Raw genomic sequence first — 22340 nt, 5'->3', positions numbered from 1 at the left:
GCCGAGTCGGCGCGTTCTGACCGAAAACAGCGCCGAGTCGGCTCGTCATGACGAGCCGACTCGGCGAAGAAGGTGCGGGCTAGTTGGCGGTGTAGGTGCGCTGAGCGGCCTCGCCGGTCTTGCCGAGGGCCTTGGCCTTGCCGTCGCCGACGGCGACCTTGAGGGACCCGTCGGAGGTCTGTACGCGCAGGGGCGGGGTGACCTGGAGCTCCTTGGACTCACCGAAGGCGAGGTCACCGCTGAAGACCACCTTGCCGCGCGAGTCGCGGACGACCACATGGGCACCGCCACCGGCGGCAGAGATGGTCACCGGTACGGGCGAGGACTTGCCGTAGGGGCTGTCGGTGCCGGCGGAGCCGTCGAGCTGGATCGCTCCGGCCTCGGGCTCGTGCTGGGTGCCGTCGATGACCAGGCGCGCGACCGACCAGACCAGGATGACCGCCATCACCGCGGCGACCAGGACCGACCAGGACGGACCGCCACGCATGCGCCGGACGGGGCGGATCGCGGCGCTGTGGGCGAGCTCGGCCTCGAAGACGGCGCGCGGGCTGACCGGACCTGAGGCGTACTTCTCGTCATAGGTGCGCAGCAGCGGCGCGACCTCGATGCCGAGGACGCGCGCCAGCGTACGCAGGTGGCCACGGGCGTAGAAGTCGCCGCCGCAGGGGCCGAAGTCGTCGACCTCGATCGCCTCGATGACGTGCGGACGGATCCGGGTCCACTCGGCCAGGCCGTCCATGTCCAGGGCGAGCCGGCGGCGGGCCGCGGCGATCTCGGCACCGATCTCGGGGACCTTGGCCGGCACCACCTCGGTGGGCTCGTCGTCGACGCCGTCGATAGCCAGCGCCTTGACGCCTTCGTCGGGCACCGCGATCGCACGTACGCCCTCGGGCTCGGAGTCCTCGAGGTCCTCGTCGACGTCCTCGTCGACATCCGAGTCCTCGACGTCCACGTCGGCGAACGCCGCCTCGGCCAGGTCCAGCTGGAGCGCATTCGCGCCGTGGATGGCGATGGTCTCCTGGGGCTCCTCGGGCACGTAGCGTACGTCCACCCGGACCGCCGTCGAGGGCTCGCGCAGCGGTGCGACCGGCTCCGCCTTCGCCTCTGTCACGAGATTCACTTCGGGCTCGGGGTCGGTCGTCGGCGTCGTCTCGTCCTGCTCAGTGTCCCGGTCCACCTGGTCCTGCTCCGCCTCGTCCACCACGTCTGCGGCATTGATATCAGGCTCGTCCAAGACCCGGAGCATCCGGGGGTTGGTGTCTCCGGCCCGCCCGGAGAGGGGCGGACGGACGGCGGTGTCACCGTCGTCCGAGGCGGCATCGGCAGGGTGGTCCTCGGCGCTCTCGTCGGTGTCCGTCTCCGGCTCCTCCACGTCGAGCGCGGGGTCGATCTCGACGACCTCGACGCCGTCGGCGGCGACGATCGCGATGGCCTCGGTGACGTCGTCACCGGCGCCCAGGACGCGGGTGGAGAGGCCGAGCGGGAGCGAGAACGGGAGGCCGTAGAGGCGCTCGGTCAGCATCGCCTGGCGCCGGGCGGTCGGCGAGAGCTCCTCGAGCACCTCGTCCTCGTCGTGCAGCAGCACGCCGATGCGGCCGTCCTTCCAGAACCGTTCGATCCCGTCCGGACGCGGGGTATGCTCGACGGACTCGATCTTCGACCACGGGATGCCCTGCCAGGTCTGGCCGAAGCGGAGGCGTACGCCCTGCTCGTCGACGAGCAGCAGCGGCATCCGGGAGTCCCAGGCCGTCCAGCCCTGCACCGCCGCGACGACGAGCAGGATCAGGCCGACCAGATAGCCCTCGATGCCGCCACGCAGCACGAAGGCGATGCCGACGAGCAGCGACGCGAGCGCCACCACCAGCGCGAGGCGGCCGTTGCGGCGTACCTCGACGACGTCGACGTCGTGGGTCTCGACGGTCTCGGCAGGGTCGACGGTCTCGACCGCCGGTGAATTCTCGCTCACATCTCCCCCTGGATTGTTGCGATGACGCCGTCGATCTCGTCCGGCTTGACGAGTACGTCGCGTGCCTTGGAGCCCTCGGAGGGACCGACCACACCGCGCGACTCGAGGATATCCATCAGGCGACCGGCCTTGGCGAACCCGACGCGGAGCTTGCGCTGCAGCATCGAGGTCGACCCGAACTGGGTCGAGACGATCAGCTCGATCGCCTGGATGACCAGGTCCATGTCGTCGCCGATGTCGTCGTCCAGCACCCGCTTGGACTCCGCCGGGGCGGTCACGTCGTCGCGGTAGGACGGCTCGAGCTGTCCCTTGACCGACTTCACGACCGCGTTGACCTCCGACTCCGAGACCCAGGAGCCCTGCACACGGATCGGCTTGGAGGAGCCCATCGGCAGGAACAGCCCGTCACCCTGGCCGACCAGCTTCTCCGCACCGGGCTGGTCGAGGATGACGCGCGAGTCGGCCAGCGACGAGGTCGCGAAGGCGAGCCGCGAGGGCACGTTGGCCTTGATCAGACCCGTGACCACGTCGACCGAGGGCCGCTGCGTCGCCAGCACCAAGTGGATGCCGGCGGCCCGGGCGAGCTGGGTGATGCGTACGACCGCGTCCTCGACGTCGCGCGGGGCGACCATCATCAGGTCGGCGAGCTCGTCGACGATGACCAGCAGGTAGGGGTAGGGCGACAGCACGCGCTCGGAGTCGGGCGGGAGCTGCACCTTCCCGGCACGGACCGCCTTGTTGAAGTCGTCGACGTGACGGAAGCCGAAGTTGGCCAGGTCGTCGTAGCGCATGTCCATCTCGCGTACGACCCAGGCCAGCGCCTCGGCAGCCTTCTTCGGGTTGGTGATGATCGGCGTGATCAGGTGCGGCACGCCCTCGTAGGAGTTGAGCTCGACCCGCTTGGGGTCGACCATGATCATCCGCACCTCGTCGGGCGTGGCCCGCATCAGCACCGAGGTGATCATCGAGTTGATGAAGGACGACTTACCCGAACCGGTCGCACCCGCGACCAGCAGGTGGGGCATCTTGGCGAGGTTGGCGACGACGAAGCCGCCCTCGACGTCCTTGCCGACACCGGTGATCATCGGGTGGTGGTCGCCGCGCGCGGCGTTGGAGCGGAGCACGTCGCCGAGGGTGACGATCTCCTTGTCGATGTTCGGGATCTCCACACCGACGGCCGACTTGCCGGGGATCGGCGAGAGGATGCGTACGTCCGCGGAGGCCACCGCGTAGGCGATGTTCTTCTGGATGCCGGTGATCTTCTCGACCTTCACGCCGGCGCCGAGCTCCACGATGTAGCGGGTGACCGTCGGGCCACGGGTGTAGCCGGTGACCGCGGCATCGATGTTGAACTCCTCGAGCACCGCCTGGAGCCGGCTGACGATGTCGTCGGAGGCCTTGGAGCGGGCCTTGTGCGGCGAGCCGGGCTTGAGCAGGTCGCTGCCCGGGAGCGTGTAGGCGACGTCGCCGGCGAGCATCAGCTGCTCGACCCGCTGCGGCAGCTCGGCGTGCGGCGGCGGCTCGAGGTCGCCCTTGGGGCCGCGCTTCTGACCGGGCCTCGGTGCCCCGTCGGAGACCGCGGGCATGAGGCCTGCCGCATCGCTGGGCACGGCCTCGTCGGGCTGGGTGTCGGCGTCCGGGTCCTCGTCAAGGGCGAGCGCGATGTCGAGCCCGTCCTTCTTGCGCTTCTTCTTCGGCTTCTCCTCCTCGAGGAGCGGCGTCTCGTAGGGCTCGAAGCCCTCCGGGTCGAAGGTGTCGTCGTCGGCGAAGAGCTTGTTGCCCCGGCGCACCCGCCGGATGTTGGTGCCGCTCTCGCTCATCTCCTCGGGCGGCGTCAGGCCGAGCGCCCGGTCGCGCAGCTCCACCAGGCGACTCGGCACCTGGTAGAGCGGGGTCCCGGTGATCACCAGGATCCCGAAGACGACCAGAAGGGACAGGAGTACGACGACCACGGCCGTCGAGCGCAGCACGTCGAGCAGCAGGCTGGCCACGACGTAGCCGATCGCACCGCCGGCCCACTGCAGCTCGGTGCTGTCGCCCGAGGTGGGCTGCGGGTTGCCGTTGGCGATCTGGATGATGCCGAGCGTGGCCATCAGGAACGCGGCCCAGCCGATCGCGAGCCGGCCGACCGGAGCGGCGTTGACCGGGTCGCGCATCAGCCGGGCACCGGCGACGACGAGCCCGACCGGCACCAGCCAGCCGACCTTGCCGACGACGCCGGCCACGGCGATGCGTACGACGTCGAAGAACTGCCCGCCGAGCTGGAACCAGACGCCGGCGGCGACGAGGACGGAGAGGCCGATCAGGAACAGGCCGGCGCCGTCGCGCCGGTGCTCCGGCTCGAGGTCGCTGGCGGCCTGGCCGCCGACGCGGAAGATGGCCGCCACTCCCCCGGCGATCGCCAGCCACAGGCTCGCGATGGTCGAGAAGATGGCATCGAAGAGGACCGCGATCGGGCTGGGCCCGTTGCGCACGGCACGGGGTGGCGTACGGTTCGTCGTCTTCTTCTTCGCGGCAGGGCGGCGTTTGGCCGGCGTTGCCTTGGAGCGGGCCCGGCTCGTGGCCGTTGCTCGCTTTGTCGTGGTCGTACTCCGGGGACGGGTGCTCTTGTTGGTGGTCGAGCTCCGCGAACCCGGCGGGGAAGACGTACGGGTCGCCATACAAGCAGGGTATTTGACCGAGCGGCCTGGCTCCGGGACCCCATGGGGGTGTGTTGCATCGGTGTAGTTTGCCGCCATGCAGAGCCTCGCAGTCCTCATCGCCCTTCTCACCACCGCCGACGCCGTGGCGGACTGGACCTGCGTGTGGTTCGGCTGGCGGCGGACCCACTACGTCACCAAGCCCCTGGTGATGGTGGGGCTGATGGTGTTGGTGGGGCTCGTCAGCGACGGCGAGCCAGCAGCGTGGTGGCTGATCGTCGCACTCTTCTTCGGGATGCTCGGCGACATCTCGATGATCGGGGCCTCCACCCGGCGCTTCCTCGGCGGGGTGGGGTTCTTCTTCGTCGGCCATCTGGCGTACGCCGTGACCTTCCTCGCCCTCGGTCTGGAGACCCCCGCGTGGTCCTGGGCCGGAATCGTGGTCGCGGTCGTGCTGGCGATCCCGATGGGCCGGGTGCTCGGGGGCGCCCGTCAGATGGGCGGTGTGCCGACGGCTGCGGCCCTGGCCGCGTACTCGCTGGTGATCGCCAGCATGCTCGTGCTCGGCTGGATGACCGGGAGCGTGTGGATCGCCGTGGGTGCGCTGATCTTCGTCGTCAGCGACACCCTGATCGGGATCAACCTCGCCGAGCACGGCAACGAGCCGCCGCGCCTGACCAACGTGCAGATCATGGTGACCTATCACGTCGGCCAGGCGCTGATCACGGCTGGCGTGCTGCTGGCGCTCTAGGCCTCGATGACGACCGGGACGATCATCGGGCGGCGACGGTGGGTGCTGGAGACCCAGCGCCCGAACGTACGCCGGATGGCCTGCTGCAGCTGGTAGGTGTCGGTCGCACCCTCCGAGATGGCCCGGTTGACCGCCTTGACGATCGGCTGCTTGATCGGCTCGAAGGCGTTGTCCGGCCACACGTGGCCGCGGGCGTGGATCTCCGGGCCGCTGGCGACGGTGCCGTTGACCGAGTCGACCACGACGATGATCGAGACGAAGCCCTCCTCGGAGAGGATGCGGCGGTCCTTGAGCTCGGACTCGGTGACGTCACCGACGGTGGTGCCGTCGACGAAGACGTAGCCGCACTCGACCTTGCCCGCGATCTCGGCCTTGCCGTCGATCAGGTCGACGACCACGCCGTCCTCGGCGTAGACGACGCTCTCCACGCCGGTCTGGCGGGCCAGGTCGCCGTTGGCGAGCAGGTGGCGCACCTCGCCGTGGACGGGCATCACGTTGCGCGGGCGGACGATGTTGTAGCAGTAGAGCAGCTCGCCGGCGCTGGCGTGGCCGGAGACGTGCACCAGGGCGTTGCCCTTGTGGACCACGTTGGCGCCGAGGCGGGCGAGGCCGTTGATCACCCGGTAGACCGAGTTCTCGTTTCCGGGGATCAGGCTCGACGCGAGCAGGACGGTGTCGCCCGGCTCGATGTGGACGAAGTTGTGGGTGCCGTTCGCGATCCGCGACAGCGCCGACATCGGCTCGCCCTGCGAGCCGGTCGAGACCATGACGACCCGCTCCGGCGGCAGCTCGGCGAGCTCCTTGGCGTCGACGATGACGTCCTCGGGCACGTGTAGGTAGCCCAGGTCGGACGCGATCTGCATGTTGCGGACCATCGAGCGACCGACGTACGCCACCTTGCGGCCGTGTGCGACCGCGCTGTCGAGCACCTGCTGGACGCGGTGCACGTGGGAGGCGAAGCAGGCCACGATGATGCGCTGGTCGGACTCGCGGAAGACCTGCTCGATCGCCGGGGCGATCTTCTTCTCGGCGGTCGTGAAGCCGGGGACCTCGGCGTTGGTGGAGTCGGTGAGGAACAGGTCCACACCCTCCTCGCCGAGCCGGGCGAACGCGCGCAGGTCGGTGATCCGGCCGTCCAGTGGCAGCTGGTCCATCTTGAAGTCGCCGGTGTGCAGCACGAGGCCGGCGCCGGTGCGGATCGCGACCGCGAGCGCGTCCGGGATGGAGTGGTTGACCGCGACGAACTCGAGCTCGAACGGCCCGAAGGAGATCGTGTCGCCCTCGCGTACCTTGTGCTGGACCGTCTCGCGCAGGCGGTGCTCGCGCAGCTTGGAGCCGAGCAGGGCCAGGGTCAGCTCAGAGCCGACCAGCGGGATGTTCTGACGCTCGCGGAGCAGGTAGGGCGTCGCGCCGATGTGGTCCTCGTGACCGTGGGTCAGGACCAGCGCCTCGATGTCGCCGAGGCGGTCACGGATCGGGCCGAAGTCGGGCAGGATCAGGTCGACGCCAGGCTGCTGCTCCTCGGGGAAGAGCACACCGCAGTCGACGATCAGCAGCCGGCCGTCGTATTCGAAGACGGTCATGTTGCGGCCGACCTCGCCGAGGCCGCCGAGAGGGGTGACCCGCAGGCCGCCCTTGGGGAGCTTGCCGGGTTCGGTCAGCTCCGGGTGTGGGTGAGACAAAGGCGTTCCTTCTAGAGAAGGCCAGAGGCCTCCAGCCCGGCTCGCAGCGCCTCGACCTCGTCGCTGTCGAGAGCCACCAGAGGCCCTCGTACGTTGCGGTTGTCGATCACGCCGGTCAGCTCGAGTGCGGCCTTGGCAGTGGTGGCTCCGTAGTTCGGGACGCCCATGATGGCGTCGATCGCGGGGAGCATCCGCGCATAAGTCTTGCGGGCGGTCTCGATGTCGCTCGCCGCGAAGGCGTCGATCATCGTCCGCGTCTGGTCGCCGAGCACGTGGGCGGCGACGCTGATCACGCCGACGGCGCCGTGCGCCAGCCAGGCGAGGGTGAGCGCGTCGTCACCGGAGTAGATCGAGTAGCCGAGGTCGAGCAGCCTGGTGCCGCGCGGGAAGTCGCCGGCGGCCTCCTTGACCGCGACGACGGTGTCCCAGGTGATCGCCTCGCGGTAGGTGTCGAGGGTGATCGGGGAGCCGGTGCGGCCGGGGACGTCGTAGAGGATGACCGGGGTGTCCGTCGCGGAGACCACGGTGCGGAAGTGCTCGCGGATGCCGCGCTCGCCCGGCTTGTTGTAGTAGGGCGTCACCAGCAGCAGGCCGTCGGCGCCGATCGACGCCGCCTGCTTGGCGAGCTCGACGGTGGTGCGGGTGTCGTTGGTGCCGATTCCGGCCACGATCTTGGCGCGGTCGCCGACGGCGTCCTTGACCGCGGCCAGGATCTCGCCGTCCTCGGCCGGAGTGGTCGTCGGCGACTCGCCGGTGGTGCCGGAGACGACGATGCCGTCGTGGCCGTGATCGACCAGGTGCTTGGCGACTTTCTGGGTCTGCTCCAGGTCGACCGAGCCATCGTCGTTGAACATCGTGACGAGTGCGGAGAGCACGGTGCCGAAGGGAGCATCAGTCATGGCGTACAGACTATCGTCAGACGCGCTGCATGACCTCGTCGGCTACGAGTGCGAGATGGTCGAGATCGCTCAGGTCGAGCACCTGGAGGTAGATGCGGGTCGCGCCGGCGTCCTCGAACCGCTTGATCTTGGCGACCACCTCGTCCGGGGTGCCCGCCAGACCGTTCTCACGCATCTCGGCGGGCTCGCGGCCGATCGCCTGCGCCCGGCGGGCGATCTCGTCCTCGTCGCGGCCGACGCAGAGCACCTGGGCGGCGGAGTAGATGATCGAGTCGTCCCGGCCGGCCGCCTCGACGAAGCGCCCGACGTTCTCGAACAGCGCCTGGGACTCCTCGACGGAGACGAACGCGGCGTTGAACTCGTCGGCGAAGGTCGCGGCCAGCGTCGGCGTACGCTTCTTGCCGCCACCGCCCACGATCACCGGGATCGAGCCGGCGTGGCCACGGGTCTGGATCGGCTTCGGCAGGCCCGGGCTCTCCTTGATCGTGTAGTGCTTCCCGTTGAAGTCGAAGGTCTCCCCCGGCTCGGTCGCCCACAGCCCGGTGATGATCTCGAGCTGCTCCTCCAGCCGGTCGAACCGCTCCCCCAGGGCCGGGAACGGGATCCCGTAAGCCTCGTGCTCCTGCTCGAACCAGCCCGCTCCCAGGCCGAGCTCGACCCGGCCCTCGGACATGTCGTCGACGTTGGCGGCCTGGATGGCCAGCACACCCGGGAGGCGGAAGGTCGCCGAGGTGACCAGGGTGCCGAGCCGGATCGTGCTCGTGTCGCGGGCCAGGCCGGCGAGCGTCGTCCACGCGTCGCTCGGTCCGGGCAGTCCGTCGACCGAGCCCATCTTCAGGTAGTGGTCGGAGCGGAAGAACGCCCCGAACCCCAGCTCCTCGGCCTTCTTGGCGACAGCGAGGATGTCGGCGTAGGACGCCCCCTGCTGGGGCTCGGTGAAGATGCGCAGCTCCATGCCGTTTACCTTAGAGGGGCGAGACACCTACTCGCGCGTCAGGGAGCGAAGGCGGGCTGTGGAGCTCAGCTCACGGCGCTCTCGTTCGGCCATGACCTGCGCCTGGTAGTGGGCACTCAGCGGATCGGCTCGCGGCGCTGTCGTCACGGGCGCTCCCCACATCGTCCAGGTCGGCCCGTTCTCGATCGGGAGCCAGGTGTTGGTGAAGTCCGCCGCCCAGTCCCCTGGCGGTTCGAGCCGCAAGTCTGATCGCTTGAGCCCGACGAGGTCGGCGGTGAAGACCGCCCAGGCCCCGAGCGTCGCCACGAGCGGGAGCGGCTTGCGGGCGGCGATCTGGAAGGCCGTCAGTAGGGGCAGGTGCCAGTCTCCTGCCACCACGGCGGCCTGCTCCTCCCATGTCGCCTTCAGGTCGAGAGGTCGCTGGCGCCCGATCCGCGCGATGAACGGTCGCCACCGGTCGAGCACCTCGTCGCTGCACCTCGGCCGCGCGAGCAGCTCCTCGAACCGTTCGTTCTCGTAGAAGTACGCCGACCCGACCCGGTGCCGCGGCCCGGCCAGCCCCGCGCGCAGCACCCGCTTCGCCTGGGCCTCGCCCAACAGGTGCACGTCGGCCAGTCGGAGCACGGCCTCGGTCGTAGTGATCCACATACGCCGAACGTACGTGCGAGCACCGACATCGATGATCCGAACGGATCGGCCGGGTCGCAGCAACAACCCGCGATGGGGCGACTATGACTGAGGATCCGAGCTTGTGAATGCTTCACAAGCTCGGATCCTCAGTCATAGCGGGCGAGATCGCACTGCCCTGCCGCTAGCCGACGCGCTTGCGCATCAAGACGTCGTCGACGCCCGGAGCTCGACACGACTGAGAAAGACGCGGTCGTACGCCTCGTGGGGCTCACGCTTCGTCTCGACCCATTCCGTCTCGTCGAAGTCCGGGTAGAGGACGTCCCCCTCCGGGGTCAGGTGGACCCGGGTGATGACCTGCTCGGTGGCGTACGGGAGGGCGGCCGCATAGACCTGCGCTCCCCCGGCGATGACGATGTCGCCCTGCTCCGCTGCGGCCAGGGCGAGGGCGGAGTCGATGTCGTGGGCGACCAGGACACCGTCGTACGCCCAGTTCTCGTCGGTGGTCAGGACGACCGTCGTGCGGCCGGGGAGGGGGCGGCCGATGGACTCGAAGGTGGTGCGGCCCATGACGAGCGTGTGACCCATCGTGATCGCCTTGAACTCGGCCTGCTCGCCGGGGATCTTCCAGGGGATGTCGGGGCCGTTGCCGATGACGCCGTTGTCGGCAACGGCCGCGACCATCACGACGCGCCCCGAATCGCCCTCAGACGGCAACGGGAGCCTTGATGACGGGGGCGGGGTCGTAGCCCTCCAGCGTGATGTCCTCGAGCTCGAACGCGTCGATGTCTTTGACGTCCGGGTTGAGCCGCAGCGTCGGCAGCGGCCTGGGCTCGCGGGTGAGCTGGAGACGGGCCTGCTCGAGGTGGTTGCTGTAGAGGTGGGCGTCGCCGAGCGTGTGCACGAAGTCACCGACCTCGAGCCCAGTCACGTGAGCGACCATGTGGGTCAGCAGGGCGTAGGAGGCGATGTTGAACGGCACCCCCAGGAACACGTCAGCGGAGCGCTGGTAGAGCTGCAGGCTCAGCTTGCCGTCGGCGACGTAGAACTGGCACAGCGTGTGGCACGGCGGCAGCGCCATGTCGTCGATGTCGGCCGGATTCCAGGCGCTGATCACGTGGCGGCGGCTGTCGGGGTCGGTGCGGATCTGGTCGATGATCTTGGCGATCTGGTCGACGTGGCGCCCGTCGGGAGTCGGCCAGGAGCGCCACTGGTAGCCGTAGACCGGACCCAGGTCGCCGTTCTCGTCGGCCCACTCGTCCCAGATCGTGATGCCGCGCTCCTGGAGCCAGCGCACGTTGGTGTCGCCGCGCAGGAACCAGAGCAGCTCGCCGAAGACCGAGCGGGTGTGGACCTTCTTCGTCGTCAGCAGCGGGAAACCCTCGCTGAGGTCGTAGCGGGTCTGGTGACCGAAGACGCTGATCGTGCCCGTCCCGGTGCGGTCGGACTTCTCCACGCCCTCGTCGAGGATGCGGGTCAACAGATCGAGGTAGGACTGCACGGCCCCAGCCTAGGTCAGAGCTCTGCTCAGAGCTCGACCGTCCCTCGGATGGTGGTCAGCGTGTCTCCGCCCACCCACACCTGGTCCTCGATCCGCTCGACGTGCACACGCCCCCGCCGCTTCATCACGGTCCCCTGAGAAGCGACGTACGCCTCCGGCAGCTCCGACCCGGCCAGCCACTGTCCCAGCGCGGCGTTGAGCGACCCGGTGACCGGGTCCTCGAAGGCGACGCCGTCGGCCGGGAAATACGCCCGGACCTCGACCGCGCACTCGCTGCCCTCGGGGTAGCGCCCGACGAGGCCGACCTTGTGACTCCCCAGAGCGGCGTGGTCGGGCGTCACGGCCAGTACGGCTTCCGCATCGGCAAGCATCACCCCGACCCAGCCCGGGCCGTTGTCGCACCACCGCGCGCCCTGGATGTCGCCACGCTCGATCTGCAGACCCTTCGCGATGGCTCCCAGCGTCTCCTCGTCGACCTCGCCGCCCCGGATCAGCTCAGGCGCGGCGAAGGCGATCCGCTCCTCACGGCGCAGCTCGACCAGACCGACGCCGCACTCCTGCACCAGGCTGGTGCCCTTCGGCTTCCCGCCCGCCTCCAGCCAGGCGTGCGCCGACCCGAGCGTCGGGTGGCCCGCGAACGGCAGCTCGCCGCTGACCGTGAAGATCCGCAGCCGGTAGTCGGCGGCCGGGTCCGTCGGGGTCAGCAGGAACGTGGTCTCGGACAGGTTGGTCCACCGCGCGAAGGCAGCCATCTGCTCGTCGGTGAGACCGTCGGCGCCGTGTACGACGGCGACCGGGTTGCCCAGCAGCGGCTCGTTGGTGAAGACGTCGACCTGGCGGAACTCGTAGGCAGTCACGCGCGAGAGCCTAGCCATCGCCGGAGAGAAGCCTCAGGCGGTCAGCTTCATCGGGCCGTAGACCTGCCGGTCGTGCTCGAAGAGCACCACCGCGGCCACGCCCGCGTCCAAGAGGTCCTGCCAGACCTCGCCCACCCACGACTCGGCGTCGCTCTGGTTGGCGAAGCGCTGGCCGGCGAGGTCGCCGTCGACCGGCACCTCGGCGCCCGAGGCGTCGACGAGCTGCCACCACCACGGCCGGTCGGCCGCCGACGGCTGCTTGAAGACGGAGGGAACGTCGGGAATGCTCACGTTGCTCACCCCTCCCGCACGTGCGAGGGGACGAAGGGCGGCTTGGTGAGCTGGAAGATCTCGCGGCGGCCGCGTACGTCGATGCCGATCTCGGCCTCGGGGTTGACCGTGGTCGAGACGAGCACCAGGCCGACGCCCTTCTTCAGCGTGGGCGAGAAGGTGCCGGAGGTGACCTCGCCGACCGGCACGTCGGCGGTCAGGGACGCGGTCATGTGCGGGCGAGGGATGCCTCGTCCGACGGCGACGATGCCGCGCAGGACGCGCTTCGGGCCGGCCTCCTTCTCGGCGACCAGCTTGTCGCGGCCCCAGAAGGCATCCTTCTTCCAGCCGACGGCCCAGCCGAGGCCGGCCTCGTTGGGAGTGACGTCCAGGGCGATGTCCTGGCCGTGGAGCGGGTAGCCCATCTCCGTACGCAGGGTGTCTCGGGCGCCGAGGCCGCACGGCACCGCGCCGAGCTCCTCGCCTCGGGACAGCAGCGCGTCCCAGAGCGCGGCGGCGGCCTCGTTGGCGACGATCAGCTCGTAGCCGCGCTCGCCCGAGTAGCCGGAGCGGCACACGACCACGCCGATCTCGTCACCGAGTACGTCGGGAGCAGCCGCCTCCACGAAGGACATGTACTCGTGTCCGGCCGGCAGCCCCACCGTCTCCAGCAGCTCGTCGGACTTGGGCCCCTGGACGGCGAGCACCGCGTAGTCGCGGTGGTGGTCGGCGAGGTTGATCCCCTCGGGCGCGGCCTCCTGGAGCCGACGCACGACCTCCGGGGTGTTGGCGGCGTTGGGAACGATCAGGACGTGCTCGTCGTCGCGGTAGTAGGCGATCAGGTCGTCGACGATGCCGCCGGTCTCCTCGTCGCAGCACAGCGTGTATTGGGCCTTGCCCGGCTTGATCCGGTTGAGGTCGTTGGTGAAGGACGCGTTGACGAAGTCGGCCGCACCCGGCCCGCTGATCATGACCTTGCCCAAGTGGCTGACGTCGAAGACCCCGACGGCTTCACGGACCGCCGTGTGCTCCTTGATGACGCCGGAATACTCCAGCGGCATCGACCAGCCGCCGAACTCACCGAACTTCGCGCCGAGCCCGACGTGGTTTTCGTGCAGAGGGGACTGGAGCAGCTCCGACCCGCCCCCCGTGGAGGTCTCTTCAGCCATACCGCGAACTTATCGCACCAGGCCGACACTGCCCGGTCGGCGCCCCGTCTGGGCGCGCCACACCTAGACTGCACGGCGTGACCCTGCCTGACATCACCTACACGCTGCGTACCGCCTCCCCTGCGAAGACCCGTGCCGAGGCGGTCGTCGTCGGCATCGGCCAGGGCGCGAAGGCTGTCGAGGTGACCGCCGGCGCGGAGGACGTCAAGGCGGCCTACGGTCGCCGGTGGCGCGGGATGCTCGCCACCCTCGGTGTCAGTGGCAAGGCCGGTGAGGTCACTCGCCTCCCGGCCGGGAGCGAGATCGGCGCCCAACTCCTGGTGCTGGTCGGGCTCGGCAAGGCCGGTGCGGACGGGAGCTACTCGGCCGATGCCGTACGCCGCGCCGCCGGCGCCGCCGCTCGCTCGGTCCCCAACGCGACATCCGTCGCTGTGTCCCTTCCCGCCGACACCCCCGAGCTGGTGCGTGCCGTCACCGAGGGCTATGTCCTCGGCGGCTACACCTATACGACCTATAAGTCGAGCGCAGCCAAGTCGAACGGCGGCAAGTCGGGCGGGGACGGCAACGGGCCGAGCGATGTCGCGATCCTGAGCGCGATCGCGCGGCGTACGGACGCGGTCACCGCCTTCGAGGAGGCGCAGGTCCTCGCCCAGGCGGTCGCCGGCACCCGCGAGTGGGTCAACATCCCGCCGGCCGACCTCACTCCCCCGGCGTTCGCCGACGCCATCGCGCACGTGGCCGAGCTGGTCGAGGGCGTCGAGACGACCGTGTACGACGAGAAGCAGCTCGCCGAGCTCGGCTGCGGCGGAATCCTCGCGGTGGGCATGGGCTCGGCGGCCAAGCCGCGTCTGGTCGAGCTCACATACTCCCCCGACGACGCGCGCGGCCACATCGCGCTGGTCGGCAAGGGGATCACCTTCGACTCCGGCGGCCTCACCATCAAGCCGGGCAGCTCGATGTCCACGATGAAGTCGGACATGGCCGGTGCCGCCGCGGTGGCCCAGGCGACCTTCGCGATCGCCCGCTTCGGGCTGCCGGTGAAGGTCTCCGCGTTCGTGCCGATGGCGGAGAACATGGTCTCCGGCTCGTCCTACCGCCCCGGTGACGTGGTCACCCACTACGGCGGCACGACCGTCGAGGTCTCCAACATGGACGCCGAAGGCCGGATGATCCTCGCCGACGCCCTCGTGCGGGCCACCGAGGTCTCGCCGGACCTGATCATCGACGTCGCCACTCTCACCGGCCACATGGTGATGGCGCTGGGCGACCGGGTCAGCGGCGTACTCGGCTCCGAGGACGTCGTCGACCGTGTTCTCGCCGCCGCCGACGTCGCCGGCGAGCAGATGTGGCCGATGCCCATCCCGGAATGGATGGACGAGCGAATCCGTTCCTCCAAGGTGGCCGACCTCAACCAGCACGACTGGATCCGCTGGGGCGGTGGGCTGTACGCGGCCGCCTTCCTGCGCGAGTTCACCGGCGGTCTCCCCTGGGCCCATCTCGACATCGCCGGACCCTCTTTCAACAGTGGTGGCGCCTCGGGCCATCTCACTCCCGGAGGCACGGGTGTGGCGGTGGCAACACTGGTGGACTACGTACGCGAGATGGCTACCGATCAGTAGTGGTCCGGTTGACACAGCGCTGCGGGGGTAGTGACAAGATGGGCTCCGTGATCGACGCCCTTGGCCGCCCGTCTGGCGGCATCATGAGTGCGTCGGGCAGGTGTCGACCCAGACCGATGCGCCTTTCTCTCACGGAGTCTCCTCGCCGAGCCCTCGGGCTCGGTCGTGGCGACGCGCGTGTCCGGACATACAAGTAGAGCAACGAACAGACGTAGAACGAAGGAACCCATGGCCACCGAAGTAACTCTCCCGGCACTCGGCGAGTCCGTCACCGAGGGCACCGTCACCCGCTGGCTCAAGCAGGTCGGCGACACGGTTGCGGTCGACGAGGCCCTGCTGGAGGTCTCCACCGACAAGGTCGACACCGAGATCCCCTCGCCGGTCGCCGGCACCGTGCTCGAGATCAAGGCGTCCGAGGACGACACCGTCGAGGTCGGTGGCCTGCTCGCCATCATCGGCGCTGCAGACGAGGCCGGCGCCGATGACGCTCCCGCGGAGCCCGCCGCGCCCGCGGCCGAGCCGGAGGCTGCCGCCCCCGCCGCCGAGCCCGAGGCTCCGGCGGCTCCGGCCGAGCCCGAGGCTCCCGCCGAGCCCGCCGCGCCTGCCGCTCCGGCGCCCGCCGCCGGTGGCAACGCCACCGAGGTCGCTCTCCCCGCGCTGGGCGAGTCGGTCACCGAGGGCACCGTCACCCGCTGGCTCAAGCAGGTCGGCGACACGGTCGCCGTCGACGACGCGCTGCTGGAGGTCTCCACCGACAAGGTCGACACCGAGATCCCCTCGCCGGTCGCCGGCACCCTGCTCGAGATCAAGGTCGCCGAGGACGAGACCGTCGAGGTCGGCGCCGTCCTCGCGCTCGTCGGTGACGCCGGCGCCGCTCCGGCCGCCGAGCCCGCGCCCGCCGCCCCGGCCCCGGAGCCCACCCCCGAGCCCGAGCCTGCTCCTGCCCCGGAGCCCGAGCCCGCTCCGGCCGCCGCCGCACCCGCGCCGGCTCCGGCCGCTCCGGCTCCTGCCGCGCCGGCCCCGGCCGCTCCCGCTCCTGCGGCCCCCGCCCACGCCGCGCCGTCCACCGACGGTTCCCCGGCCATCCAGCCCGGCGGCTACGTGACCCCGCTCGTACGCAAGCTCGCCGCCCAGCACAACGTCGACCTCGACACCGTCCAGGGTTCGGGCGTCGGTGGCCGCATCCGCAAGGAGGACATCCTCCAGGCGGCCGCCGCGAAGTCGGCTCCGGCCGCTGCCCCGGCAGCCGCCGCTCCGGCGGCCTCGGCTGCTCCGGCCGCCTCCGCCGCCCCCGCGGCCCCGTCGCCGCTGCGTGGCACCACCGAGAAGATCTCGCGTCTGCGCAAGGTGATCGCCGAGCGGATGACCGAGTCGCTGCACACCGCGGCGCAGCTGACCCAGGTCATGGAGGTCGATGTCACCAACATCGCCCGCCTCCGTGAGGCCAACAAGGCCGGGTTCCTGCAGCGCGAGGGCGTCAAGCTGACCTACCTGCCGTTCTTCGCCAAGGCCGCGATCGACGCACTCAAGGTGCACCCGAAGCTCAACGCCGGGATCGACATCGAGGCCGGCACGGTCACCTACTACGACCGCGAGAACATCGCCTTCGCCGTCGACACCGAGAAGGGTCTGCTGACCCCCGTCGTCAAGGACGCGGGCGACCTCTCGATCGCCGGCATCGCGAAGAAGATCGCGGACGTCGCCGACCGCACGCGCAACAACAAGATCACCCCGGACGAGCTCTCCGGCGGCACCTTCACGATCACCAACCTGGGTTCGTTCGGTGCGCTCTTCGACACCCCGATCATCAACCAGCCGCAGGTCGCCATCCTCGGCCCGGGTGCTGTCGTGAAGCGTCCGGTCGTCATCGACGACCCGGACCTCGGCGAGACGATCGCGGTGCGCTACATGGTCAACGTCGCGCTGACCTACGACCACCGCCTGGTCGACGGCGCCGACGCCGGCCGCTTCCTCCAGGACGTCAAGAAGCGCCTCGAGGCTGCTCAGTTCGAGCTCTGAGCCGGTAAGCAACGAGCGGCGCGGTCCCCACGGGGGCCGCGCCGCTCGTCATCTCACCGGGGTGACGACTACAGGTCCATGTCGGACATGTCGGTGATCTTGCCGCTCGGCTTCTCGATGGTCACGGGCTCACCGTGAGCGGACAGGTCGAAGACGATGTTTCCGGAGTCCCCGCCATCCATCTTCATGCGCACCAGCCGACCCTCGGAGTCGACGTTGAGATCGACGGTGGAGCCCTCCGCCCCGAAGTCCGACTCGCCCGCATCGAACGTGTAGTGAGCGGTGTCGACACCGTCGATCGTCGCCTGCCCGACGTACGTCGTGGTGTCCGCAGAGATCGCGTGGGTGACAGAGTCCAGGAAGAGGTTGGGCGACGGCATCATCGCCGACATCACGGTGGCGAACCCGCCCATCACCCATTCGCCATCCATGCTGGCGTACGCGATGTCGTCGAGAGTGACGAACTCGACCGTGCTCGGTCCGTCGTCGCCGCTGATCTCGCCTTTCACGTGGAAGGCCATCGGGTCCTGCTGATAGTCGCCTTCGCCGGTTCCGGCGATCTTCTCGCCCTCCTCGACGGCGTTGATCTCCATGTCGACGTGGACTGTCGACATGGACGCGGCGGCCGCTTTCACGACCTTCATGGCCTCGGACGCCGACAGCGTGGTGCCGGGCTCGATCGAAGGTGCGGCATCGGCCGCGGAAGCCGTGTCTCTCGCGTCGCTGCCGGTCTCACCACATGCCGCAACGGTGCAGGTCGCGGTCAGGGCGAGGACGGCCGCCGCGAGGCGGCGACGGTTCTGGGTGGTACGCACGTCTGGGTGCCTTTCAAGACTGATCCGAAGACCGATCGCTCCCGAGCGCGGCCAGTCGAAACACGCGCATTCTGCGCACAGCCTCTTTACCTCCGCCGGGATATCGCCAAACCGTTATCCCGCCGATCCGGCGTTCACCGTTCCGGGCACTGCCCGCCCGGCTCGGCCCGGGGCGTACGATCTCGGTGTGACTGAGCTGCGCTTCGTTGAGGTCGGGACGATCGACTACCTGGACGCCTGGGAGCTGCAGAAGCAGATCCATCAGCGCGTGGTCGACCGCGAAGAGCCCGACACGGTGCTGCTGCTCGAGCACCCGCCGACCTACACCGCGGGGAAGCGTACGAAGCCGGAGGACCGGCCCGCTGATCCCGGCGGCGCCCCGGTGATCGACGTCGACCGCGGCGGCGAGGTGACCTTCCACGGCCCCGGCCAGATCGTCGCCTACCCGATCGTGCGGCTGCCGGAGAAGGTCAAGGTCGTCGACTTCGTACGCCGCCTGGAGCAGGCGATGATCCGCACCTGCGCCGAGTTCGGCGTCACCGCCTACCGCGTCCCGGGCCGCAGCGGGGTGTGGCTGCCCGCGGGCGAGACCCCTGACGGCGTACGCCGCCTGGAGCGCAAGGTCGGAGCGATCGGGCTGCGGGTCAGCCAGCACGTGACCATGCACGGCATCGCGCTCAACTGCGACGTCGACCTGGGCTGGTACGAGCGGTTCGTGCCGTGCGGTATCTCCGACGCCGGGGTCACCACCCTCTCGATCGAGGCCGGGCGGCAGATCGGCAACGCCGAGGCGATGCCGGTGCTCCACGCGCAGATCGCGGAGATGCTCTCCTGGCGCGACTACGAGCAGGGCCCGAGCCTCGAAGCCAAGCCCGACCCCGCGAAGACTCCGCGGGTCCCGCTGCTCTCCCCCAGCCTGGGCTGAGCGGCGGCCGGCGACGATCGGTGTGACCGACCAGTAGCCGCCTGCCTTCGAGGTTCCACCACCACGCGGCGTACCCTTGTGGGGTGACTCAAGCTCCTGCCCCAGAAGGTCGCAAGCTCCTCCGTCTCGAGGTCCGCAACGCGCAGACTCCGATCGAACGCAAACCGGAGTGGATCAAGACCAAAGCGAAGATGGGGCCCGAATACAAGGAGCTCACCGCGCTGGTGAAGTCCGAGGGCCTGCACACGGTGTGCCAGGAGGCCGGCTGCCCCAACATCTTCGAGTGCTGGGAGGACCGCGAGGCCACCTTCCTCATCGGTGGCGACCAGTGCACCCGGCGCTGCGACTTCTGCCAGATCGACACCGGCAAGCCGACCGACCTCGACCGTGACGAGCCCCGCCGCGTGGCCGAGTCCGTGCAGACCATGGGCCTGAAGTACGCCACCATCACCGGTGTCGCCCGTGACGACCTCGCCGACGGCGGTGCCTGGCTCTACGCCGAGACCGTCAAGCAGATCCACGAACTCAACCCCGAGACCGGCGTCGAGAACCTCATCCCCGACTTCAACGGCATCCCGGAGCTCCTCCAGGAGGTCTTCGAGTCCCGCCCCGAGGTGCTGGCGCACAACGTCGAGACCGTCCCGCGGATCTTCAAGCGGATCCGTCCCGCGTTCCGCTACGAGCGCAGCCTCGACGTGATCACCCAGGCCCGCGACTTCGGCCTGGTCACCAAGTCCAACCTGATCCTGGGCATGGGCGAGACCCGCGAAGAGGTCTCCGAGGCGCTGCGCGACCTGCACGCGGCCGGCTGTGAGCTGATCACGATCACGCAGTACCTGCGCCCGAGCGTGCGTCACCACCCCGTCGAGCGCTGGGTCAAGCCCGAGGAGTTCATCGAGCTCCAGGCCGAGGCCGAGGAGATTGGTTTCTCCGGCGTCATGTCCGGTCCGCTCGTTCGTTCGTCCTACCGCGCCGGTCGGCTGTACCGTCAGGCGATCGAGGCGCGCGACGCCTCCTCCGTGGCTTCGTGAGTCCCTGCGTACGAGAACTGAAAGAGGAAGATGTCCCAGACCGACCCGAGCACCATGAGTCGCCGCCAGCAGATGGTGGAGACCTACAAGCTCACCAAGCAGTCAGACCCCAAGATCGGCCTCATCCTCGGCTCGATCTTCGTGGTCGTCGCCGCGGTCGCCGGCGTGATCTTCTGGTTCCTGCCCGGCGAGGGCATCTTCTCCTGGATCTTCACGATCGTCGGCGCCCTGCTGGCCGGCCTTCTCGCCGCGATGGTGGTCTTCTCGCGGCGCGCGCAGAAGGTGATGTACGCCCGGCTCGAGGGCCAGGTCGGAGGCGGCTACGCTGCCCTGACCATGCTCCGCCGAGGCTGGACCGTCACCCAGGCGGTCGGCGTCGAGCCGCGCAGCCAGACGCTGGTCCACCGCGTGGTCGGTCCTCCGGGAGTCGTCCTCGTCGGTGAAGGCAACAGCCCGAGCAAGGTCCGCTCGCTGCTGGCCAGCACCAAGCGCACCCACGCCCGCGTCCTGTCCGAGGTGCCGATCACGACCGTCGTCGCCGGCAACGGTGAGGACGAGGTGCCGCTGCCTCAGCTGACCAAGCACGTCACCAAGATCGGCCGCAACGTCTCCGGCCCCGAGATCACCGACATCCTCAACCGCCTCAAGGCCGTCGACGCCACCCGCGGCACCATGCCGATCCCGAAGGGCCCCGTCCCGACCTCGATGAAGGGCATGCGCGGCAACCTCCGCGGCCGCTGACAGTTCTTGATTGGATAGTCCGGGACGTTCCCGTCCATTACTCACAGGTATATGGGCCGGAACGTCCCGGACTTCATTTCCCCGTCGAGTTCCATCGCCGTCATCTGGCCTCGCGCCGCTCCCACGGCACCCTCAAACTGACGGAACCTCGACGGTGAAGTCCTCGTCGTTGTTATTGAAATCGATCCGCATGGAGAAGTCCGGCACGGTGTCCTCCGGATCAAACACGATCGAGACCGGATCGCCCTCGTCGTCCGTCCAGAAGTACGCATCGACCACCTCCGGAAGGTCGACCTCCGCAAGCTCCGCGACGCCTGCGAGCGCATCTCCCAGTCCTCCGACCGGAAGAGTGAGCAGATATCTGGGACCTTCCATCGCCCCCGACGGATCGTCGCCCTCGTAGGTCGCAGCGTCTAGATCCCGCGCGATGGCTTCCACCATGTCCAGCGGGCGGGCGATCTCGTCGCGCAACGCGAGTTCTTTGACGTTTGACGCCCGAATCCAGTTCTCTTCCGCTCCATAGTCGGAGTAGCTCAGGTATGCCTCGTCGCTGTCAGGAACCCTCACGTCGACGACCTTCGAGCCAAGCTTCATGCCGGCGAAACTCCATCTCGCCTGTGAGGGCGCCTCATCCCCTACCGTGGCTTTGGCATCCAGCGAGACATAGATCGCCTCGTCGGGCGTCGGACCAACGTTCATCGACATCTTCATGTGAGTTGATTCGATCTGCTCGAGCGAGCTCTTGAGTACGTCAGTGGATGTATGCGAGGAGGTAGAGGCCTCCTGACCACATCCCACCAACGCGACAGCGCACATGGATACGGCTGCAGGTCCGACCAGTGAATACGTCAATCGACGATCTTTGTGCACCCGCAACGCCCCCATCACCTTGCCATCACCGAACAGTCCCTGGATGGTCACACATCACTCCCCGACGCGAGGGCGAAGTCGCAGAAGCGTTGCACGACCAATACCGGTCACTCGGACCGGCGTGCCCGGATCGCGTAGAGGAGCGGGATCCGGGGCGCCTGCTCGGGCAGCCTGAACCAGCCGTCCTCCCCCGCCACCATGGACGGGAAGCGAGGCCACGGCAGCCGCTCGTCCTCGCGGACGAGCTCGATCCGCAGGCCCGCTCCGGCGAGGGCGGTGACGACCTCGCCGACCCCGTGGCGCCACTCGTACGCCGTCGTGGCGGTGCTCAGCGCCGGGCCGTCGGTGTAGGTGTGGGTCGAGTCCTTGGCGATCGCGCCGCGGCCCGAGAGGTAGTCGTGGCGCAGCTCGAGGGAGTCCTCCCGACCGGGCTCCGGCACCTCACCGAGGGCGTCGAGGAGCGGGTGGAACTCGGCCAGATAGAGGAAGCCGCCGGGCTTGAGCAGATCGTGGACGACCCGTGCCCACAGGTCGATGTCGGGCAGGTAGCAGACCGCGCCCTTGCCGGTGTAGACGACGTCGAACCGGCCGGCGCCCAGGACCTCGACGGCGTCGTGGACGTCGGCCTCGTGGTAGTCGACGGCCAGCCCGCGCTCGGCGGCGATCCGGCGCGCCGCGGCCACGGCCTCGGCCGAGATGTCCAGGCCGTACGTCACCGCACCCCGCTGCGCGAACGCCACCGTCTCAGTGCCCAGATGACACTGCAGATGCACGACCTCGCACCCGGCCAGCTCGCCGAGGTCGCTCCACTCGTAGTCGGCGAACCACGACTCCGCGGGCCGCGACCCGTCGATGCCGTAGAAGGCGCTGGCGAGGTGGATCGGCGTACGCGCGTCCCAGTTGGCCCGGTTGGCCTCGATCTGCCGGGTGATTTCGGGGTCGAGAGTCATGGGAGCACGGTCCCACGAATGCTGTGCTCCGAAAACGACAAAGGGCCGGCCCCG

At 69.2% G+C, this 22340-nt stretch carries 20 protein-coding genes; 6 read left to right on the top strand and 14 right to left on the bottom strand.

What is annotated here, in order from left to right; all coding sequences use genetic code 11:
* Positions 1-79: 79 nt before the first annotated feature.
* A complete protein-coding gene (locus ABTX24_RS11770; protein ID WP_350839747.1) occupies positions 80-1966 on the bottom strand; it encodes a helix-turn-helix domain-containing protein in 1887 nt (628 codons plus the stop codon).
* A complete protein-coding gene (locus tag ABTX24_RS11765) occupies positions 1963-4626 on the bottom strand; it encodes an FtsK/SpoIIIE family DNA translocase (RefSeq protein ID WP_201450991.1) in 2664 nt (887 codons plus the stop codon). The genes ABTX24_RS11770 and ABTX24_RS11765 overlap by 4 nt, the downstream gene beginning before the upstream one ends.
* Positions 4627-4702: 76 nt before the next feature.
* Here ABTX24_RS11765 and ABTX24_RS11760 point away from each other — a divergent pair, with 76 nt between their 5' ends.
* Positions 4703-5356 carry a lysoplasmalogenase gene (locus tag ABTX24_RS11760; protein WP_350839745.1) on the top strand — a complete coding sequence of 218 codons (654 nt, stop codon included), beginning with the start codon at positions 4703-4705 and terminating at the stop codon, positions 5354-5356.
* Here ABTX24_RS11760 and ABTX24_RS11755 read toward each other — a convergent pair.
* The 9 genes from ABTX24_RS11755 to gcvT all read right to left on the bottom strand — a co-directional run bounded on the left by ABTX24_RS11755 (position 5353) and on the right by gcvT (position 13316).
* On the bottom strand, positions 5353-7038 hold the full coding sequence (locus tag ABTX24_RS11755) for a ribonuclease J (RefSeq protein WP_350718289.1): 1686 nt from the start codon (positions 7036-7038) through the stop codon (positions 5353-5355). The two genes, ABTX24_RS11760 and ABTX24_RS11755, sit on opposite strands and share 4 nt — an antisense overlap.
* A gap of 11 nt (positions 7039-7049) precedes the next feature.
* Positions 7050-7937 (bottom strand): 4-hydroxy-tetrahydrodipicolinate synthase, encoded by an 888-nt coding sequence (gene dapA / locus ABTX24_RS11750; protein WP_350718291.1) that lies wholly within the window; start codon positions 7935-7937, stop codon positions 7050-7052.
* 16 nt (positions 7938-7953) lie between these two features.
* Positions 7954-8892, bottom strand: a complete 939-nt coding sequence (locus tag ABTX24_RS11745; protein WP_350839743.1) for an LLM class F420-dependent oxidoreductase — start codon at positions 8890-8892, stop codon at positions 7954-7956.
* Positions 8893-8919: 27 nt separating this feature from the next.
* A complete protein-coding gene (locus ABTX24_RS11740; protein WP_350839741.1) occupies positions 8920-9540 on the bottom strand; it encodes a hypothetical protein in 621 nt (206 codons plus the stop codon).
* Positions 9541-9723: 183 nt separating this feature from the next.
* Positions 9724-10203 (bottom strand): dihydrofolate reductase, encoded by a 480-nt coding sequence (locus ABTX24_RS11735; protein ID WP_350839739.1) that lies wholly within the window; start codon positions 10201-10203, stop codon positions 9724-9726.
* 22 nt (positions 10204-10225) lie between these two features.
* On the bottom strand, positions 10226-11020 hold the full coding sequence (locus ABTX24_RS11730; protein ID WP_350839738.1) for a thymidylate synthase: 795 nt from the start codon (positions 11018-11020) through the stop codon (positions 10226-10228).
* A 26-nt stretch (positions 11021-11046) separates the two neighbouring features.
* Complete coding sequence (locus ABTX24_RS11725; RefSeq protein WP_350839736.1) at positions 11047-11877, bottom strand: PhzF family phenazine biosynthesis protein; 831 nt, start codon at positions 11875-11877, stop codon at positions 11047-11049.
* 33 nt (positions 11878-11910) lie between these two features.
* A complete protein-coding gene (locus ABTX24_RS11720) occupies positions 11911-12168 on the bottom strand; it encodes a hypothetical protein (protein WP_160022416.1) in 258 nt (85 codons plus the stop codon).
* 5 nt (positions 12169-12173) lie between these two features.
* Positions 12174-13316 (bottom strand): glycine cleavage system aminomethyltransferase GcvT, encoded by a 1143-nt coding sequence (gene gcvT / locus ABTX24_RS11715; RefSeq protein ID WP_350839734.1) that lies wholly within the window; start codon positions 13314-13316, stop codon positions 12174-12176.
* Between the two features lie 77 nt (positions 13317-13393).
* Here gcvT and ABTX24_RS11710 point away from each other — a divergent pair, with 77 nt between their 5' ends.
* The gene (locus tag ABTX24_RS11710) at positions 13394-14935 is read left to right on the top strand and encodes a leucyl aminopeptidase (RefSeq protein WP_350839732.1); all 1542 of its coding nucleotides are present in this window, start codon (positions 13394-13396) and stop codon (positions 14933-14935) included.
* A 228-nt stretch (positions 14936-15163) separates the two neighbouring features.
* Entirely contained in the window at positions 15164-16954 is a 1791-nt protein-coding gene (gene sucB / locus ABTX24_RS11705; RefSeq protein WP_350839730.1) for a 2-oxoglutarate dehydrogenase, E2 component, dihydrolipoamide succinyltransferase, read from the top strand.
* A gap of 68 nt (positions 16955-17022) precedes the next feature.
* On the opposite strand, the gene ABTX24_RS11700 is transcribed toward sucB, so the two are convergent.
* A complete protein-coding gene (locus ABTX24_RS11700) occupies positions 17023-17769 on the bottom strand; it encodes a DUF6612 family protein (RefSeq protein WP_350839728.1) in 747 nt (248 codons plus the stop codon).
* 187 nt (positions 17770-17956) lie between these two features.
* Between ABTX24_RS11700 and lipB the strand changes: the two genes are divergently transcribed.
* From lipB to ABTX24_RS11685, 3 genes are all read left to right on the top strand, one after another.
* Complete coding sequence (gene lipB / locus ABTX24_RS11695) at positions 17957-18694, top strand: lipoyl(octanoyl) transferase LipB (protein WP_350718307.1); 738 nt, start codon at positions 17957-17959, stop codon at positions 18692-18694.
* 83 nt (positions 18695-18777) lie between these two features.
* Positions 18778-19725, top strand: coding sequence for a lipoyl synthase (lipA, locus tag ABTX24_RS11690; RefSeq protein WP_160022404.1), 948 nt, complete (start codon positions 18778-18780; stop codon positions 19723-19725).
* 30 nt (positions 19726-19755) lie between these two features.
* On the top strand, positions 19756-20466 hold the full coding sequence (locus ABTX24_RS11685) for a DUF4191 domain-containing protein (RefSeq protein ID WP_350718309.1): 711 nt from the start codon (positions 19756-19758) through the stop codon (positions 20464-20466).
* Between the two features lie 132 nt (positions 20467-20598).
* On the opposite strand, the gene ABTX24_RS11680 is transcribed toward ABTX24_RS11685, so the two are convergent.
* A complete protein-coding gene (locus ABTX24_RS11680; RefSeq protein ID WP_350839726.1) occupies positions 20599-21387 on the bottom strand; it encodes a hypothetical protein in 789 nt (262 codons plus the stop codon).
* A 56-nt stretch (positions 21388-21443) separates the two neighbouring features.
* Positions 21444-22286 (bottom strand): class I SAM-dependent methyltransferase, encoded by an 843-nt coding sequence (locus ABTX24_RS11675; protein ID WP_350839724.1) that lies wholly within the window; start codon positions 22284-22286, stop codon positions 21444-21446.
* Positions 22287-22340 lie beyond the last annotated feature (54 nt).

Origin of the sequence: Nocardioides sp. NPDC127514 (genome assembly GCF_040302125.1) — a bacterium.
In the GTDB taxonomy this organism is placed as follows: Bacteria; Actinomycetota; Actinomycetes; order Propionibacteriales; family Nocardioidaceae; genus Nocardioides.
The sequence above is the reverse complement of the archived record's forward strand: the minus strand, read 5'-3'. Positions and strand labels throughout refer to the sequence as shown.